The sequence below is a fragment of the Thiocystis violacea genome (assembly GCF_016583575.1).
GTDB lineage: Bacteria > Pseudomonadota > Gammaproteobacteria > Chromatiales > Chromatiaceae > Thiocystis > Thiocystis violacea.
Genome location: NZ_NRRG01000001.1, coordinates 123,599 through 141,227, shown reverse-complemented (window position 1 = coordinate 141,227; position 17,629 = coordinate 123,599). Strand labels below are relative to the sequence as shown.

10 protein-coding genes are annotated in these 17,629 nt (G+C 66.5%); 3 read left to right on the top strand and 7 right to left on the bottom strand.

Going from position 1 to position 17,629, the window contains the following annotated elements:
* Positions 1-247: 247 nt before the first annotated feature.
* Together CKO27_RS00585 and CKO27_RS00580 are read right to left on the bottom strand one after the other, a co-directional pair.
* On the bottom strand, positions 248-475 hold the full coding sequence (locus CKO27_RS00585) for a hypothetical protein (protein ID WP_200372727.1): 228 nt from the start codon (positions 473-475) through the stop codon (positions 248-250).
* Positions 476-781: 306 nt separating this feature from the next.
* Complete coding sequence (locus tag CKO27_RS00580) at positions 782-2,365, bottom strand: GAF domain-containing protein (protein ID WP_200372725.1); 1,584 nt, start codon at positions 2,363-2,365, stop codon at positions 782-784.
* 155 nt (positions 2,366-2,520) lie between these two features.
* Here CKO27_RS00580 and CKO27_RS00575 point away from each other — a divergent pair, with 155 nt between their 5' ends.
* Positions 2,521-3,189 carry a biliverdin-producing heme oxygenase gene (locus tag CKO27_RS00575; RefSeq protein ID WP_200372722.1) on the top strand — a complete coding sequence of 223 codons (669 nt, stop codon included), beginning with the start codon at positions 2,521-2,523 and terminating at the stop codon, positions 3,187-3,189.
* On the opposite strand, the gene CKO27_RS00570 is transcribed toward CKO27_RS00575, so the two are convergent.
* From CKO27_RS00570 to aprB, 4 genes are all read right to left on the bottom strand, one after another.
* On the bottom strand, positions 3,183-4,382 hold the full coding sequence (locus CKO27_RS00570) for a hypothetical protein (protein ID WP_200372720.1): 1,200 nt from the start codon (positions 4,380-4,382) through the stop codon (positions 3,183-3,185). The two genes, CKO27_RS00575 and CKO27_RS00570, sit on opposite strands and share 7 nt — an antisense overlap.
* 29 nt (positions 4,383-4,411) lie before the next feature.
* Positions 4,412-7,726: a DEAD/DEAH box helicase gene (locus CKO27_RS00565; RefSeq protein ID WP_200372718.1), complete on the bottom strand. Its 3,315-nt coding sequence runs from the start codon at positions 7,724-7,726 to the stop codon at positions 4,412-4,414.
* Positions 7,727-8,396: 670 nt separating this feature from the next.
* Positions 8,397-10,376 (bottom strand): adenylyl-sulfate reductase subunit alpha, encoded by a 1,980-nt coding sequence (gene aprA, locus CKO27_RS00560; protein ID WP_200372716.1) that lies wholly within the window; start codon positions 10,374-10,376, stop codon positions 8,397-8,399.
* 41 nt (positions 10,377-10,417) lie between these two features.
* A complete protein-coding gene (gene aprB, locus CKO27_RS00555) occupies positions 10,418-10,885 on the bottom strand; it encodes an adenylyl-sulfate reductase subunit beta (protein ID WP_200372714.1) in 468 nt (155 codons plus the stop codon).
* Positions 10,886-11,301: 416 nt separating this feature from the next.
* Here aprB and CKO27_RS00550 point away from each other — a divergent pair, with 416 nt between their 5' ends.
* On the top strand, positions 11,302-11,694 hold the full coding sequence (locus tag CKO27_RS00550) for a DUF423 domain-containing protein (protein WP_200372712.1): 393 nt from the start codon (positions 11,302-11,304) through the stop codon (positions 11,692-11,694).
* A 10-nt stretch (positions 11,695-11,704) separates the two neighbouring features.
* Entirely contained in the window at positions 11,705-12,451 is a 747-nt protein-coding gene (locus CKO27_RS00545; RefSeq protein WP_200372710.1) for a 16S rRNA (uracil(1498)-N(3))-methyltransferase, read from the top strand.
* On the opposite strand, the gene CKO27_RS00540 is transcribed toward CKO27_RS00545, so the two are convergent.
* Entirely contained in the window at positions 12,443-17,629 is a 5,187-nt protein-coding gene (locus CKO27_RS00540) for a hybrid sensor histidine kinase/response regulator (RefSeq protein WP_200372708.1), read from the bottom strand. The two genes, CKO27_RS00545 and CKO27_RS00540, sit on opposite strands and share 9 nt — an antisense overlap.

The following is a 17,629-nucleotide window of genomic DNA, read 5'->3' as shown; positions in this document are numbered from 1 at the left end:
CTGCGAAAGCCGTGCCAAGCGATGTATCCTCCGAATCGGCCGACATCCGCTCCTGGAACAGTCTGGCAGCGACGGATCCCTGGCGGACTTGACACCCTGGACGACATGATGTCGGCGCTCGGGACGCCCGACGCCGCGCGCCCGCCATCGCGTCCCAGCCGGATTTGACCTCGCGCGGCAGGTGCATGACCTCTTCCAGCGACCCTGGCTCGCGCCGCGGATTCCCTTCCAGCAAGCGCCGGCCGCCCTAGATTTTCTTGCCCGCGCCGCGGACAGCGACCGCGCGCCTGGCAAAACCGCGCGATACGAGACTCAACGCCCGACCGAGCGATATTCGACGCCACCGGTGCTCGCGTTTGACGTCCATCACGCGAATCGACAAGCCGCCCGTCTCCTGGTCGAGAATGATTTCCAGCAGGCGTTGCTCGTCCTGCGCATAGGCGTCGATGAACTCGACGACCGAATCCCGTCCCACCGTCGACATGCGACCCCGTACTCTCAACCGACTGCTCCGCGGCGAAACGCCGATTCAACCACCGCCAGGTCGAACGTCCGATTTCCGACGCTGCTCATGGCGCTCATGGTCGAAGTAACGGCGGTATCCAGGATTTCTTGAGACTGGCCGGCATGAAACCTGATCTCGTCGACATGGCGTGTGGCCGGAGGGTGCCGTCGGGCTCGATCCGAAAACGGGCCGTCGGCGACCGACTCAAGACGGTGCGGTCACCCACCCAAGACTTGCCGCCATTCGAGGTCGGGATGCCGGTTCCCGGAAATCGCCTCAGCGACGCAGAATGTCGGCATTGACATCGCGGAGTACCAGACCTCGGAACTTCTGGGCGCGCAGCCTGGCGGAGGTCGCCCAGGGCTCCGAATGGCCGGAGGTGGTCTCGATCCAGCGCTCGAAGGAGGACCGTGGCGAGAGGCGCTGGCGCTGCGCGTCGAACAGGGCGCTCTTGCGGGGATCCCCGGCCCAGTGCACGGCGCGGGGCTGTTCGGGGCGCCACCAGAAGAAACAACGCTCCGCCTGGTCGCGGAAATTCTCCACCCGCACCGCGAGCAAACCGCTGGCGAGCCCGGATAGGGACGCGGCCTCTGGATAGTGCGCGGAGAGCTGGTCGGTGGCGAAGATCGGCTCGCGGATCGCCTCGTTGAACCAGTTGGCCATGGCGCGGATGGCCGCGATGTCCGGCGTCTGTCCGAAGGTCACGATCGTGCGCGCGTCGACGAGCGCCGCGCCGGTGGCATCGACCAGGGACATCAGGGCCTCCCCGAGCGTCGGGCCGGCGATGCGGCTAGACGTGAGGCCGGGATCGACGCCGACGTCCTGGCCCGAATCGGCCTGACGCAAGGCTTCGAGCAGGGCCGTGATCTCCTGATCGCTCTCGTTCAGTTCCACCATACGACGGGTGCTCTGATAGCCGGCGATCGCCAGGGTGAAGACCTGAACCATCTCGGCACAGCGCTCGCGCACGGGCAGCGGCAGATGACGCGGAACCCGATGATGACAGGCGACCAGTCCCCAGAGTTCGCCGGCGACCCGTACCGAGAAGGACAGCGAGGCCGTGACGCCCATGTTGGCGAGATATTCCAGGTGCACCGGAGAGACCGCGCGCAGATCCGACAGGGTCAGATCGAGGCTGTCGCCATCCGGATCCAGGATCGGCACGGGCAGCGCGTCGATGTCCGGAATCTGTCGATGCGAATTGAGGAGATAGATGTCACGCGCGATCCGCGGGATGTCGGAGGCCGGATAACGCAGACCAAGATAAGGCGGGAGACCTTCGACGAGACTTTCGCTGATGACCTCGCCACAGCCATCCTCGCGAAAGCGATAGACCATGACCCGCTCGAAGCCGCTGGCCGCGCGCAGCTCATCGGCCAGATATTGGCAATGGGTCGCCCAATCATGCTCCGAGTAGGGCATCCGATAGAGCCGATGCGAGACCGGACGATAGGCCTCATGCCGCTGCGAGGCCGGCAGGGAGGCTTCCAGCTCCAGCAGCCAATGGCTCTCATCGCAGGAGAGAAGCCCGTCGAGCGCGCCCTTGACGCCTTGAAACAGCTCCGGGTACAGACGTTTGTCGGCGGATGGCCGCATCCAGGCATCCGCGGCCTCGGCCTCGGCCAGGTCGGCGATCTCGGTCGTTGGCGGAAAATCCGGCATCAGGGCCGCGATTGGCTGGCCCAGGACCACCTTGAGCGGACGCCCGACCCAGTCCTCGAGGTTGGCGCTCGCGAAACGAACGATCGGACTCCCGGTCCGGCCACCTAGCAGGCAACCCTGGGGTTGGATAGACTGCACGCGATGCAACTGCTCGCGTTCGCATTCGGTCAAAAAGCCTTGTAGTGAAAGCTCGCTCATGGGTCGATCCTCCGGGATGGAGTTCATATGCTACGCGATCCCAAGCCAGGCCGCGTCCTTGGGCCAGCGCATCGCGTCCAGTCCGCCCGGTTCGACGAACGGGCGCCTCAACCTTCCTCGCACACTGATTCGCGCATGCGGATCCGGACGGATCAATGCAGGACCTCGGTCATCCCTCCACCCCCTCTTCCCCGATCCAGATCGACCTGGCGATCGCGCTCCGCCAAGCCACGGCCGAGGCGCATGCGGCGGTCGAACGACTGCCCATGATGTGCCGGCTGACGTCCGAATCCGTGACCAGGGAGGATTACCGCGACTACCTCCAGACCCTCGCCGCCATTTACGCACCGCTCGAGCCGAGCCTCTATGCCCGGTTGGACAATGGATTGCGCGAGGCGTTGGGCGTTCGCCCCAAACTGCCGGCCCTGCGGCACGATCTGGAAGAACAGGGCGGCGTCTGGTTGACCCACACGCCCGAAACAACGCCTTGGCTGGATTGTCCCGACGGCGTCAGCGCCGCCGTGGGTGGTCTCTATGTCCTGGAAGGGGCGACGCTCGGCGGTCGGACGATCGCTCGCCAGCTCCGCCGTATCCTCGGCGATGGATTGGGCTCGGCGAGCTTCCTGGATTTCCACGGCACGGACACCTCCGCGGCCTGGAAGCAGTTCAGCGGCGGCCTGAACGCCCTGGTCGCGCGCGGGATTCTCGCGCCCGAGGCGGTGATCGCGGGCGCGCTGGCCGTCTTCGGCCATGTCCATCGGCGCCTGGAGCAGGCGGACCCCGCCGGAGCCCATCCGGCATCGCCAGGGCCCGGGGATCACTGACGCGCGTTCCGGCCTCGGGACAGGAACAAGCGCAACAGCCTTGGATCCAGCTCGTCGAGCTGGCGACGCAGGCGGATGTCGTCCTCGCCGCCGACCAGTCGGCGCAGCAGACGGTAGGCGTCGCCGCGCTCGCCGCTGGGCGCGTCATCAGCCGGAACCTGGGCGCTCTCGGTCGGATCGTGCAACAGCAGCCAGGCCGGGAAGTCCTCGGTCTCCAGGGGCGGATCCAGATCGCCGAAGGCGCGCCAGAGACTCGCGAGCCAGGGATCCGGGAAGTCGGTCGAGACGAAGGCGCGTTCGGCGTACAGGGGATGTTCCCAGCACAACCAGATCCAGTCGCGCCGAGCGGTGACCGGATCGCGGCGATGCCAGGCGCTTTCGGCGTGGAGCCGCACCAGCGCCGGTCGCTCGCGCCAGTCGGCGAGGCGTTCGACCGAGTCGCGCACGGCGTCCCAACGGCCGGCACGCGCCCAGGCGTGACTGGCGTGCCGCTGGGGCCTGGTCGGATCGAAAGGCTCCCCGGCCAGTTGCTGGGCCAGGTCCGACCACAAGACGGCCAGGACGTCCCGCGCCCGGTGCCCCAGCAGATCCCTGGCGACCGGATCGATCGCCTCCAACTCCGCGGAGCGCTCGCGCGCGTTTCCGTCCACTTGACCATCGCCCGCGTCGATGCACTGAATCAAACGCAGGAAACCGCCGAGTCTCGGGTGGCGCGGATTGGCGCGCATGAGCTGGGCGACCTGCTCGCGGGCCGCGTCGCCGCGACGTTCGGCCAGGGCGAGACGGATGGCGTCCTCCAGCAGGAGTTCGCCCGAGTCCTGGAAGAGATCCAGTTGCCGTCGATCGGCGGCGGGCACCCAGCCCTGGGTGCAGACCCGCTTCAGACTAGCCTCGGGACCGAAGGACAGGATCCGCTCGCCACCACCCCAGGCGCGGTACTCCAGCCCGGTCGCCTCCAGCTTCTGGCGACGCGCGTAGGCGCCCGCCCGCGTCAAACACTCGACGGTCTCCGCCACGCCGAGACGCAGGGCCGCCTGGAGATCCTCATGGCGACCCAGACGCCAGGACTCATAGTCCTCGTAGGCGAGCAGGTCGGCGGCGAGCAGGAATTCCAGCGGATCGAGCCGACCCTGCTCGAACAGCAGACGATCGACGAGTTCCCGCAGGTCTTTGTCGGACAAGGCGGCGGTCATCGGCGGGCCTCCGGGGTGGACAGGGCCGATCAATCCGCGATCGGCGCGAAGAGAAGATCCAGGTCGGCGGTGCTGAGCGAGCCGGCCGCGGCGCCGCCACCGGCCAGCATGGCATCGGCGAGCGCCTGCTTGCGGGCCTGAAGCTCGGCCACGCGCTGCTCGACCGTGCCCTCGGTCAGGAGCTTGTAGACGAACACCGGCTTGTCCTGGCCGATGCGGTGCGCGCGGTCGGTGGCCTGACGCTCCACGGCCGGATTCCACCAGGGATCATAGTGGATCACGGTATCGGCGGCGGTGAGGTTCAGACCGCTGCCGCCGGCCTTAAGACTGATCAGGAAGAGCGGCACCTCGCCGGCCTGGAAGCGGTCGACCGGCAGGGCGCGATTCCGGGTGCGCCCGGTGAGCTTGACGAAGTCGCGGTTCTCGCTCAGACCATCGGCGATCAGGGCCTCCTCGATCAGATCCAGCATGCTGGTGAACTGGGAGAACAGCAGGATCCGCCGACCCTCGGCCAGCAGCTCGGGCAGCAGGGTCATGAGCAGTTCCAGCTTGGCCGAACCCTTGACCTTGCGCGCGCTCTCCAGCGGCACCAGACGCGGATCACAGCAGACCTGGCGCAGTTTCAGCAGGGCGTCCAGGATGATGATGCCGCTCTGGGACAGCCCCTTGCGCTCCACCGCGCCGCGCACCTTCTCGTGCAGCGACAGACGCAGGGTCTCGTAGAGATCGCGCTGATCCTCCGCCAGTGGCGTCTCGCGCAGGATCTCGGTCTTGGGCGGCAGTTCGGTGGCAACCGCCTCCTTGGTACGCCGCAGCAGGAAGGGGGCGATGCGCCGGCGCAGTTGCTCAGCGCGCTCGGCGTCGCCCTGGCGTTCGATGGGGTTGCGGAAGAGGCGCCGGAAGCGGCGCTCGTCGCCGAGCAGATCGGGCATCAGGAAATCCAGCAAGGCCCAAAGCTCGCCCAGGTGGTTCTCCAGCGGCGTGCCGGTGAGACAGAGCCGATGCCGCGCATCGATCGCGCGCACCGCGTCGGCGGCCTTGCTGCGCGGGTTCTTGATCGCCTGGGCCTCGTCGAGGATCAGCAGATGCCAGGGCTGGGCGGTCAGGATCTCGCTGTCGCGCGGAAGCAGAGGATAGGTGGTCAGCACCAGATCGTGCTCGGCGATGGTCGGAAAACGCGCGTGCCGATCCGTCCCGTGCAGCAGCAGCACCTTGAGCGCCGGGGCGAAGCGTTGCGCCTCGCGTCGCCAGTTGAACATGAGGCTGGTAGGCGCGACCACCAGGCTCGGCCGATCGGCGCGACCGCTGGCCTTCTCGATCAGCAGATGCGCCAGGGCCTGGACCGTCTTGCCCAGCCCCATGTCGTCGGCCAGCACGCCGCCCAGCTCGTATTCGCGCAGGAATTGCAGCCAGTCGAGCCCCTGGCGCTGGTAGGGCCGCAGCTCGGTTCCGAGCCCGGCGGGCGGCTCGACCGCCTTGAGGCCATCGAAGTCCCTGAGACGCCGCCCCCAGTCGCGGGCCTGCTCGCCGCCGCGCCAGCGCAGGCTCGGATCCGCCTCCTCCAGTTCCGCGAGTTGGGCGCTCTGCATCCGCGAGAGACGCACGCGACCATTCCGGGAGAGCGGTCGCTCCGGATCGAACAGTTCCACCAACGTGGCCAGGATGGGTTTCAGACGCCGCGCCGGCATCAGAATCAGCCGCCCGTCGTCCAGACGCAGCGGCAGCCGGTCATCCTCGTCCAACTCGGCCAGACCGCTCGACGACAATCCACTCCGCTGGTTCTGGATCATCCCCACCAACAGCGGCAAGAGATCGATGCGCTGACCGTCCACCTCGATGCCCAACCCCAGGTCGAGCCAGCGTCCGCCCTCCGGCTGGTCGATCTCCAACTCCCAGTCGCCGACCTCGGCCAGCCGGAACTGAAAACCGTCGTCGATCTCGATCCGCCAGCCGGCCGCCTGCAAGCCCGGCAGATGGCGGCCCATGAAGCCGAACCAGGCGCTGTCGTCCTCCAGACCGAAGGCGAGTCCGGGGCGCTCGGCCTGTTCGCCGCTGGGCGCGAACCCCATTTGCCCGAGCCGCTCGATCGCCGCGCGCTCGGCGCCCGCGTCGCGCTCGATGACCAGCAGCCGGCCCTCCTCGACACGCTGAAGCGTGGCCGCGCGATCGCGCGGATCGACGCGCGCACCACCGTAATCGAACAGGAGCACGGCCGCGTGGACCCACTGAGGCTCGCGCCGCAGCCCCCAGTAACGGGTGGTTTCGGTGCGCGCCAGATCCTCGCTGCGTAGATGGAGACAGGGTGTCGGGGGCGCCGCGCGCACGCTCTGGCGCGGCGGGCGCCTGGGCATCGGCATGCGCAACCCCTTGACCCGCGTTTCAACGGCCTGCTCCAGGGCCTCGGCGGCCTCCGCTGGCACCGGCGGGGCCATCGCCAGTAGGGCCGCCTCGCGATCGTCCAGCCCGGATTCGACAGGGCCGCAGTCGCCGCTCTCCGGATCCAGATACCAGGGCGGGGTCAGCGCCAGCAGCCGAAGACCGGAGCGCTCCGACTCCAACGCCACCCGCATCCGGGCGTCCTGATCCAAATGCCAGGCGAGCCGGCCCGGCAAGGGACCGGCGTAGCGCAGCGCGGGACCATCCGGCTGGACGTGGTAGCCGCGCCCGGAGAGGACGATCGCGCGCAGGACATCGGCGCCCGTGTACTCATCGAGTCGAGCCCGCGCGCGCGAACCGTCGTTACGGGATCCGGCGCGCGCCAGGGCCATGATGCGCAGATCGTCCGGCCGGACGAAATCGGCGCGCGAAGACCCGAGGATGTTGAAATCCTGTGGCTTGCCCCAGCCCCCCTCCGCCAGGCGACGCGCCTTCACGGCCTGGACCGTCGTCGAACCCACACCGTATTGGGGCTCGTCATGCAGGAGATAGAGAATCCAGTAGGGGCTTTCCGCGGCGGTGATCCGACTGGCCAGCATCTCGGCCCGATTCAGCCAGCCGCGCAGCTCCATCGGCAGATTCGCGACCGGTGCCGGCTTCTCCGCCGGCGGCCGACGCTCGGCCAGGTTCAATAGCATCGCCGCCGCATGCTTGCAGTTCAACCCGACCGGACAGGAACAGCGCGCGAGGAGTCGTGGGGCGGCGTTCGCCGGCGTGACCACTTGGACGACGCACTGATACACCCGTCCACCCGAGCCGCGCACACGCCCGACCAGCGTAGCGCTGGCCGCGTCCAGGTCGGCCGTCAGCACATGCCCATCGCGCGCATAGCGACGCCCCCGTTCCAGAAAGGCCGGTGGAAAGGCGTGATGGATGGTATCGGGATCGGTGAGATAGGCGAACGACATCTTGGGTGGGCGTGTGATCGTTGGAGGGCGGAAAAGCGGGCGCCGAGTAACGAGGATCGGCCGCCGCGAGCGGATCGGGTGACCGATCCGCCGCCGGGTCATCGATCCCGAGGACGGTCGGGACAAGCCGACCCCTGGGCATGTCCCCATGCTAAGCGATTCCGGGTCCGAATCGGAAACGGCGCGGCACAAACCGCGATGGATGGCCTCGGCGAGTTGCCGCTGGATGGCGAAGAGGCGAATTGTTGACGATGAAGACCATGGAGCGCGTTCGAGCCGTCCGCGCGCATCGGCCCGGCGGAGCGATCCGATCGGGTCGGGCGGTCGCAATCGCGTCAGCCCGGCCCGATCCTGACTTCGTGGCTCTACGAAATGAACGCCATCAAACCGTCAAATACACCGAAGACATATCGAACGCCTCCTCCGGCGTTCCATGCCAGGTTCCGGTAGTGCCCTGATTCGCAGGATGGCTACCCGAGAGAGTTTCTTCGGAAACCCGGTTAGGCAGGCGTTGCCGCCGACGATTCGCCATAGCCCATCCTGCTGATTGAGGCACTACCCTCGGATCTGGCGCTCGGGCACAAAAAAGTCCGGCGACCTCACGGCCGCCGGACTTTTATCGCTCATCGGCTCTCCGTTTTGGGCTTTGCCCAAAACGGAGAGCCGAGGTCTACTTGAACAGCTTGGACTTGTCGACGATGTCGACGTGGGCGCGCTTGAAGCAGTTCCAGGTCTTGGTCTCCTTGTCATAGACCGAGTTGACGAAGCACTTCCAGTTCTCTTCGTCGATGAAGTTGTAGTCCATCCGGTAGTAGAAGCCGGGGTAACGGCTCTCCTCGCGGAACTGGATGTGCTTCATGTGCGCTTCGGCGGTGAGGATGCGGTGGTAGTTCTCCCAGGCCCGCAGCAGTTCGTGCAGGTCCTTGGCGCGCATCTTCAGGGCGTCTTCCTTGAGCATCTCCAGTTTCTGCTCGGCCACTTCCATCATCTTGGCGTTGGTCTGGTACATGGTCGAGACGCCGGCGACGTATTCGTCCATGACCTTCTGCAAGCGGAACTGAAGCATCTTCGGTGTGATGTAGTGCGGGTTCACGTCGATGGCGGTGCTGTAGTCCTTGTTCTCAAGGAAATTGCGCACCGGACGGTAGATCTCATTGACCAGGTCGGCGACCGAGTCAGCCAGCTCAGGCTTGTGATCCTTGTTGTCCATGCAAAACTGGACCATGGCCTTGGCCGCGAGCCGTCCCTCGGCATGGGAGCCGGAGGAGAACTTGTGACCGGAGGCCCCGACACCGTCAGCCGCCGTGAAGAGACCCTTGACGGTGGTCATGGAGCGATAGCCCCAGTTCCAGCCGGAGGGCAGATGGCTCGGGATCTTGCCGGCGTCGGCATGTTCTTCGTCGGTCGGGGCTCCGACGTCGGTCGGACCCGAGACCCAAATGCCGCAGCACCCCGAATGCGAGCCAAGCAGGTAGGGTTCGGTGGGCATCAGCTCGGAGTTTTTCTTCTCCGGCTCGATATTCTCGCCAGCCCAGACACCGGCCTGACCGATGCACATGTCGAGGAAGTCTTCCCAGGCTTCCGCTTCCAGGCGCTTGATCTCCTTGGGGGTCATGGTTTCGGCGAGCTTGCCGAGCGCGCTGACCGTGTCCATGTAGATCGGGCCGCGACCCTCGCGAATTTCCTTCATCATGAGATGGTTGCGCAGGCAGGATGCGGGCACGGCAGCCTGGCCATAAGGCGGATAGTCGTTCAACAGTTCCTTGTTGGTGTCCATGTAGACCTCGCCGAAGGCGTTGACGGCTTTGGCCTTGAAGAGCAGGAACCAGGCGCCCACGGGGCCGTAACCGTCTTTGAAGCGGGTGGGCACGAAGCGGTTTTCCATCATGGTCAGCTCGGCGCCGGCCTCGGCGGCCATCGCGTAGGTGCTGCCTGCGTTCCACACCGGATACCAGGCGCGGCCCATGCCTTCACCGACCGAGCGCGGACGGAAGATGTTCACGCAGCCACCGGCGACCAAGAGGCACGCCTTGAACGTGTAGACATAAATCTTGTGCTCGCGCACCGAGAAGCCGATCGCACCAGCGATGCGGTTCTTGTCGTTCTTATCGTTGACCAGCTTGACGATGAAGACGTGCTCCTGGATACGGCCGGTACCCAGCCCCTTCTTGGCGGCCTCGGCGACGATCCACTTGTAAGACTCGCCGTTGATCATGATCTGCCACTTGCCCGAGCGTACCGGCTTGCCGCCCTCGACCAGGGGCTTGCCCTCGTCGCCGGGCTGCTTCCAGATCGGCAGGCCCCATTCCTCGAACAGATGCACGGAGTCGTCGACGTGGCGGCCCAGGTCATAGGCCAGGTCGTCGCGGGTGATACCCATGAGGTCGTTGGAGACCATGCGGGCGTAGTCCGCCGGATCCTGCTCGCCCAGATAGGTGTTGATGGCGGACAGGCCCTGGGCCACGGCGCCGGAGCGTTCCATGGCGGCCTTGTCGACCAGCTTGACCTTGAGATCGATGCCTTGTTTCTTGGCCTGATCGAGCCAGGGGCCGATCTCGTAAGCCGCACCGCAGGCGCCCATGCCGCCACCGATGATGAGGATGTCGACTTCTTCCTCGACGATTTCGGGATTGCCGAATTCTCCTGCCATTTCGTCTACCTCGAACGGATGATCGTTGCCAGGCAATGGGGTTACTTGCGGATCAGTTCGCTGGGGTTACCAGTCTTCTGAACGCCACCCAGGGTGAAGAAACCGGCCTCGCCGATTTTGGCGATGTCGGCGGCGGGCTTGGAGCCGTAGGGATTGATGGAACCTTCGGGCGTGGTGCGGATGGGGAATTTGAAGCGCTTCATGTTGCCGTTGCGGAACCTGATGGTCCACATGATGGAATCGGTGCCGCGCAGGGGTTGAACCGAGGCGCCCATGGGCACCACATCGGCGTAGTGGCGGCACTCGATCGCCTGCTGGGGACAGATCTTGACGCAGGAGTAGCACTCCCAGCACTGCTCGGGCTCTTGATTGAACGCCTTCATGGCGTGGCTGGTCTCGGAGCCGTCCTGGTCCAGCTTCATGAGGTCGTGGGGGCAGATGTACATGCAAGCGGTCTTGTCCTGACCCTTGCAGCCGTCGCACTTGTCGGTACGCACAAACGTTGGCATGGTGCTCGATCTCCTAACGGTTCACTAGCGTGAATGCCGCCTCATTCTCGCCAAGGCGGGTGGCGGCTGTCGGTAGTCGGCTGCCGAGGCCTCTGGGCCTCGGACCTTGGATGGAACGGCGCATCCCTGCCTGAAGTGACCGGCTCGTCGTCGCGCGCGCTGTCGTCAACCGGATCGTGTGGGCGCAAGCCTGGACGCTGGTGTCGTGACCGGATGGTTTGGGTGATGCAGCCTATTGATTTGCCAGATCGAGGTCAAAACAGTATTTCCGGCGGCCTTGATAACATAGCTTTATTACGGAATTCTGATACCGTTCGACGCTGGCCAGCCAGAGCACCGCTTGCCCAAGGACGCGAGCGGCGGAACGACTGGACCTGGCTTTCACTACAACAGGCGGCGCCTACGAGGTACTGAACATGAACCGCGCATCCCTCTGGCTGACCCTGGGCGCCGTCGGCGGTCTGCTGACCGTCGCGCTCGGGGCCTTCGGCGCCCATGGGCTCAAGGCCCGCGTCGACCCGGCCCTGCTGCTGAACTGGCGGACCGGGGCCGATTATCTTGGTCTGCACGCGATGGCGATCCTGGCCTGTGGTCTGGTGCTGCTTCAGCGACCCGAGGCCGGGCTGATCAGCCTCGCGGCCTGGGCCTTTCTGATCGGGGTCGCTCTGTTCAGCGGCAGTCTCTTCGCGATGACGCTCACGGGACTGCGTCAGCTTGGGATGATCACGCCGATTGGTGGCGTCCTGCTGATCGCCGGCTGGGCCTTGCTCGCGGTGGCCGTCGTGCGCCTGCCATCGGCTGCTCACTAGCGGTTTATCGGTGCGCGTCCCGAGGATCCATGTCGACGCCCTGTTGCGCGAGGGCGCGGAGTTCGAGCTTCCCGCCGCGCAAGCGCGTCATGTCGGTCAGGTTCTCCGCCTGGCGCCAAACGCGCCGCTGGTGCTCTTCAACGGCGACGGTCACGCCTATCAGGCCCGGCTGATCGCCTCGACCCGCGAGACGACGCGCGTCCTGGTGGAGACCCGAGGCGAGGCGGAGTCCGCTCCACCGCTGGAGATTCATCTCGCGCTCGGCGTCTCCAAGGGCGAGCGGATGGACTTCGCGCTCCAGAAGGCCGTCGAGTTGGGAGTGACCAGACTCACCCCGCTGTTCACCAAACGGGGCCAGGTCAAGCTCGATGGGGCGCGGCTGGAGAAACGACTGGAACATTGGCGGGGCGTCATCATCGCGGCCTGCGAGCAGTCCGGTCGGCAACGGATCCCAAGGCTGGAAGCCGCGCCCCGTCTCGACGATTGGCTCGGGATGCCACGCGCCGGTGGATTGCTATTGGATCCGCAAGCCGAACAGGCCCTGACCAGCCGGCCGGCGCCGGAGGCGGGTGGCGTGACACTCCTGATCGGCCCGGAGGGCGGGCTTGACTCCGGAGAACGCGAGGCGGCGCTGCGCCAGGGCTTCGTGGGCGTCCGACTCGGTCCCAGGATTCTGCGGACCGAGACGGCGCCACTGGCCGCGATCGCGGTGATTCAGGCGCTCTGGGGAGACTTCGGGGACGCCCGGTCAGGCTGACGGCTTGTCCAGGAGCGCGTTGATTTCGGTCAGCAGTTCGGATTCCTGGTAAGGCTTGCCGAGATAGCGGTTGACCCCGAGCTGCATCGCGTAATCCCGGTGCTTGGCCCCGGTGCGCGAGGTGATCATGATGATCGGCAGATGGCGCAGCCGTTCTGAGCGCCGAATGTGGCGCGTCAGCTCGTAGCCGTCCATGCGCGGCATCTCGATATCCAGCAGGATCAGATCCGGGATGCGCTCGTCGAGCAGGGTCAGGGCCTCGACCCCATCCTTCGCGGTCAGGACATCCAGATTCTGGCGTCGCAGGAGCCGGCTGGTGACGCGGCGCACGGTGAGCGAATCATCCACCACCATGACACAGGTCGACTCCCTCGCCGGCTCGAACGTGGTGGCCACGGGTTTGTAGTCGCGCACCGCGCCGGAACGCAGCAGCGCCAGGGCATCGAGGATGAGGGCGACGCGCCCATCGGGCAGAATGGTGCCACCGCTCAGCCAGCGCACGCCCGCGAGCTGCGGCCCCAGGGGCTTGACCAGGATGCGCTGGCTTTCGATCAGATTGTCGACCTGCAAGGCGACGCGCTGGTCGCCGATGCGGGCCAGCAGCAACGGCATCCAGCGCCGCTCGCCCAGTTCCGGCGGTTCCAGGCTTGGCTCCAGCACGCTGCCAAGATAGACCACCTTGTAGTGGTGGCCACGCGCCGAGAGGGTCTTGGACGGGTCGGCCTGGATGGCCAGGAGCTCATCGCGGGTCACGCGGGCCGCGCCCTCGACCGTGCTGTGCGGCACGGCGTAGATGCTCTCTCCGACCGCGACCAGGAAGGCATCGATGATGGCCAGGGTCAGCGGCAAACGGATGGTGAAACGCGCCCCCTTGCCCGGAACCGACTCCAGGTTGATGGTGCCGTTGGCCGCCTTGATCTCGGAGGCCACCACGTCCAGACCCACGCCGCGACCCGAGATCTGGGTCACCTTGCCGGAGGTGGTGAAGCCCGGCTCCAGGATGAATTGCAGCACCGCCTCGTCCGGCAACCGGGCCTCGGGCGCCATCAATCCGCGCGCGATGGCCTGCTTGCGAATCGCCTCCAGGTCCAGTCCCTTGCCGTCGTCGCCCAGGCTGATCACGGCATCGTTACCCTCGCGACGCAACGCCAGGGTCACCATGCCAGTCGCCGGCTTGCCCTTGCCGACGCGCGCCTTGGTGTCCTCCAGACCATGATCGACGGCGTTGCGCAACAGATGCTCAAGCGGGGCGACCAGGCGATCGAGAATCGTCCGGTCGAGTTCCACCTCGGGGCCGATGACCTCCAGGCGCGCGGACTTGCCGAGACTGTCGGCGGTCTGACGGACCAGGCGATGCAGCCGCGGCACGACCTGAACGAAAGGCACCAGGCGCGTGCGCAGCAAACCGTCCTGCAGGTCGTCGGCGATGCGCGCCTGCTGGTTGAGCAGGTCGGTGAACTCGCGCTGATAGCCGCCCAGCATCTCCTTGACGCTGATGAGGTCGTTGACGGTCTCGGCGAGACTCCCCGAGAGTTGCTGCAAGCGCGAGAAGCGATCGAATTCGAGCGGATCGAACTCGGCATCGAACTCGGAGGTGGCGCCGCTGCGCTCGAAGCGGTGCAGGATCTGAGCCTGGGTCTCGATTTCGAGCAGACGCAGTTGTTCGCGCAGACGCACCACGGTCTGGTCGAGTTCGCCGAGACCGAAGCCGAGCTGACCGTTGCGCTGGGTCAGTCGACCCCGGTAGATACTGATCTCGCCCGCGTGGTTGACCAGGCGGTTGAGCAGATCCGAGCGGACGCGGATCTGTGGGGTCACGGAGACGGCGCCGGCGGTCTCGCGGGCCGGCTGTTCCGCGAGCGGTTCGCGAGCGAACAGGTTGGCCAGGGTCGCGACGGACTCGGGAGCCGCCGGACGCATCAGGGCGACGTCGGGTTCGGCCTCCGCTCCAGCCGGCTCCTCCAGCGGCGTGCGCGAGAGTTCATCGACCAGCCTGGTCATGCGCGGGATCGGCGTCCCCTGCTCCAGGGCATCGACCTGGACCGACAGGGTGTCGACGGCGCGCTGCGCCAGCTCCAGGGTCGTATCGTCGACCACTCCCTGTTCATCGCCCAACGCCTTCAGACGGGTCTCCAGCGCGTGGCTCAGGTCGCCGATCGCCGCGATCCCGGTCAGTCGGGCACTGCCCTTGAGCGTATGCAGCAAGCGGTTGATGCCATCCAGCGCGGCGGTATCCTGGGGCGCGAGCTGCCAGTCGCGGAACTGCCGATCCAGATTGTCGAGCAGGTCGCGGGCGTCCTCCAGGAAGAGCGACGCCAATTCCTGATCCGGTGCCGCCTGGGCATCCGCGAGCGGCGCGGCGACCGCTGGTCGCTCCGGAGTCCCTGGCGCCGACGGGGGCTCGGGTAGGGGCGGCTCGACCGGGGGTGGCTCGCTCGCGCTGGCTTGGGGCTCCGCGACCGGAGCCTCCTCTTCCTCGCCGGGCTCCGGCGAGACCAAGACCGGTTCCTCCTGGATGGGCTCCTCGGCCACCAGGCTGGGCTCGGGCTCCTCGGGCGCGGACAGATCGACCACCGGCTCCAGGCTGGGGGCCGTCCAACGTTCCAGCTCGACCAGAAGCTCGGCCAGGGCGGTGGCCCCCTGTCCGGTGGTGGGCAGTTCGTCGACACGCATCTCGACGGCCTCGACGGCCTGTCCGAAGAGAACGAGGAACGTCTCGTCGAGCGGTTCGTCCCTGGTCAAGGCGGGCTTGACACGCAGCTCGATCGCCTTGGTCACCATGGCGATCGAATCGATTCCGGCCATGCGCGCGCTGCCCGTGAGGGTGTGAAGGGCGCGTTGCACGGGCTCGTCGACCTTCGCGTTGCCCGCGTCGACCTGCCGCAGGAAGGTCCGCAGTGTCGTCAGGTGTTCATGGGTCTCGGTCTGGAAGATCCGCAGGAGTTCCTCGTCGGCGACGAAGAGGCTGTCATGATCGACGATTGGGGTGACGCCAGAGGACACGGGCCTGGCCTCGGGCGCTGGCTCCATGGCCTCCGGGATAGATTCCGAGTCCGGGGCGGGTCGACCCCCAACGCGCGCCTCGGTGGCGCGTGCCACATGCGGCGCGATATCGAACGGGCGACCCTCGGCCTCGGCGTCCACCAGATCCGGCAGGACGCGGACCGCCTCGGCGACGCAGGCCAGTACATCCTCCGAGGGGAAGCGCTGAGACTCGATGAGGTGGTTGAGCAGGAATTCGATCGATTGCGCGAACTCGGCCACCTGCAAGGCCCCGACCAGACGGCCACTGCCCTTGAGGGTGTGGAAGCTGCGCCGAAGCGTGGCCAGGGCGGCGGAATCGTGGGGGTTGGACTCCCAGCGCGCGAACTGAGTCTGTGCCGCTTCGGTCTCTTCCCGGGCCTCTTCAAGGAAGATGTCCAGGAATTCCGTCTCTCCGTCGTCGGAAGCCAGTGACTCGCTCTCGGGAGCGGGCGGCGCTTCCCGGCTCGTCGCGGGAGCCCTGGCCTCGGACGGCGCGCTCAGGTCGCCAAGCTCCGCGTGCAGGGCCGACATCGACTCCCCGGCGCGATCGATCAGCCTGTCGCCGAGCGGCATGGGATCCTGGAGATGCCCGATGTAGAGCTCGAGCCCGGCGACCGCGTCGGCCAGATGCTCGAACTGGGCTTCCGTCGGGACGCGCGCGGGGTCCACGAAACCCCGCTGGATCAAACGCCCGATCGACTCGGCCAGATCGGCGGATGGATTCTCGCCGAGGATGCGCAAGGCGCCCGAAACGCTCATCAGATAATGATTGACGGGAGCCAGGTCCTCGGGCGAACCCTGTTCGGCCTGCCAATTGGAGATGACATCCTTGACCCGCAACAGCTCGTAACCGGCCTCGCGCAGGGTCGCCGTGGTCAGCTCCGAGAGATCCATGTCCGGGGCGATGACCTGCTCGGCGCTGGTCCCGCGATGACCGGCATAGGCCAGCAGTACGGCCTCGATGCCCAGCAGTTCCATCGCGTGGGATTCGAGACGCACCAGATCCTTCGCGATGTCGGTGGCATGCAGCGCGCCGAATTGATCGGCCAGGGAGCGCATGCGCCCGGTCAGATTACCGACTTCCGAGTCGTCGAGCGTCGCGGCGAGACGGCGCAGGGTGTCGCCGAAGGCGTCGATCGACGCCTGGTCGGCGCGCTCGCCGTGGGTGATGAGGTCGAACAGTTCCTTGAGTCCGGCGATCTCGCTCAGAACCTTGATCGCCAACTCGGCGATCGCCTGGTCGCTTTCGCGATCCGCGGCCAGCGTCCGCGCCGATCCGGATCCAGTGGACGGCGAGCCGTACTTCATCCGCAGCTCGTCGACCAGGGGCTCGTCGATTCGAGCCTCCGTCAGGGCGCCCAGGAGTTGCTCGATCAGCGTCGTTCCATCGATCTCCGGCCACAGGGGCGGCCGTTGGGTCAGTGGCTTCTGAACCCAATCCAGATGACCCATGAGGGTGCGGGCCCTGGCGCCGGTCTCCATCCGGCCATCCCGGATCGCCTCGGCGAAGACCTCGGCGAGCCGAAACAGATCGGCGAGCAGGCCGTCCTTCAAATAGTCGTGGAGCTGCCGGAATAGTCGGCTGAGTTGCAGCAGGGCCTGATTGTCCGGATCGTTGCGGTACCATTCGACCAGATGCCGATGGAACTGCGGACGCACCTGGCGCATGACCTCGGCCAGGATATCCAGTTCCTCGGGCATCCATTGCGAATCGCCGTCACGATTGACGGCCGCGAAGGTCAGCAGCTCGGAGTGCGTGAGCGGAAGCTTGTCGCAGGCCGAGCGCACCTCGTTGATGATGGTCCAGAGGCTCAACGGGGGTTCGTCGAAACCGGCATCCAGGCGGTCGAGATGATTGGTCAACTGGCTCAGTGCCTGACCCAGGATCGCGATGGCTTCCTGGGATCGACCGTCCTCGCTCTCGGCGATCCGTTCGGCCAGACGGCTCATCTCCTCCAGCAGGCGTCCGGGCGTCGTCAGTTGCAACGCGAGCAGGACGCCGTGCACCTGCTCCAGGGCCGCGACGGCGGGCGCCAGGTCCATTTGGAAATCGAATGCGCTTCCGGCCTCGACCAATTCGCGCACCGGACGCAAGGTCGCGCCGATCTCGCTCTTGACCCATTTAAGGCCGCCAACCAGCTTCTTGTCTGCCAT

What these genes read in the sequence shown, in the direction of transcription:
- CKO27_RS00580 (WP_200372725.1), bottom strand. Translation starts at nt 2,365, where the DNA reads ATGAGCGAGCTTTCACTACAAGGCTTTTTGACCGAATGCGAACGCGAG.
- CKO27_RS00575 (WP_200372722.1), top strand. Translation starts at nt 2,521, where the DNA reads ATGCAGGACCTCGGTCATCCCTCCACCCCCTCTTCCCCGATCCAGATC.
- CKO27_RS00570 (WP_200372720.1), bottom strand. Translation starts at nt 4,382, where the DNA reads ATGACCGCCGCCTTGTCCGACAAAGACCTGCGGGAACTCGTCGATCGT.
- CKO27_RS00565 (WP_200372718.1), bottom strand. Translation starts at nt 7,726, where the DNA reads ATGTCGTTCGCCTATCTCACCGATCCCGATACCATCCATCACGCCTTT.
- aprA (WP_200372716.1), bottom strand. Translation starts at nt 10,376, where the DNA reads ATGGCAGGAGAATTCGGCAATCCCGAAATCGTCGAGGAAGAAGTCGAC.
- aprB (WP_200372714.1), bottom strand. Translation starts at nt 10,885, where the DNA reads ATGCCAACGTTTGTGCGTACCGACAAGTGCGACGGCTGCAAGGGTCAG.
- CKO27_RS00550 (WP_200372712.1), top strand. Translation starts at nt 11,302, where the DNA reads ATGAACCGCGCATCCCTCTGGCTGACCCTGGGCGCCGTCGGCGGTCTG.
- CKO27_RS00540 (WP_200372708.1), bottom strand. Translation starts at nt 17,629, where the DNA reads ATGGCAGACAAGAAGCTGGTTGGCGGCCTTAAATGGGTCAAGAGCGAG.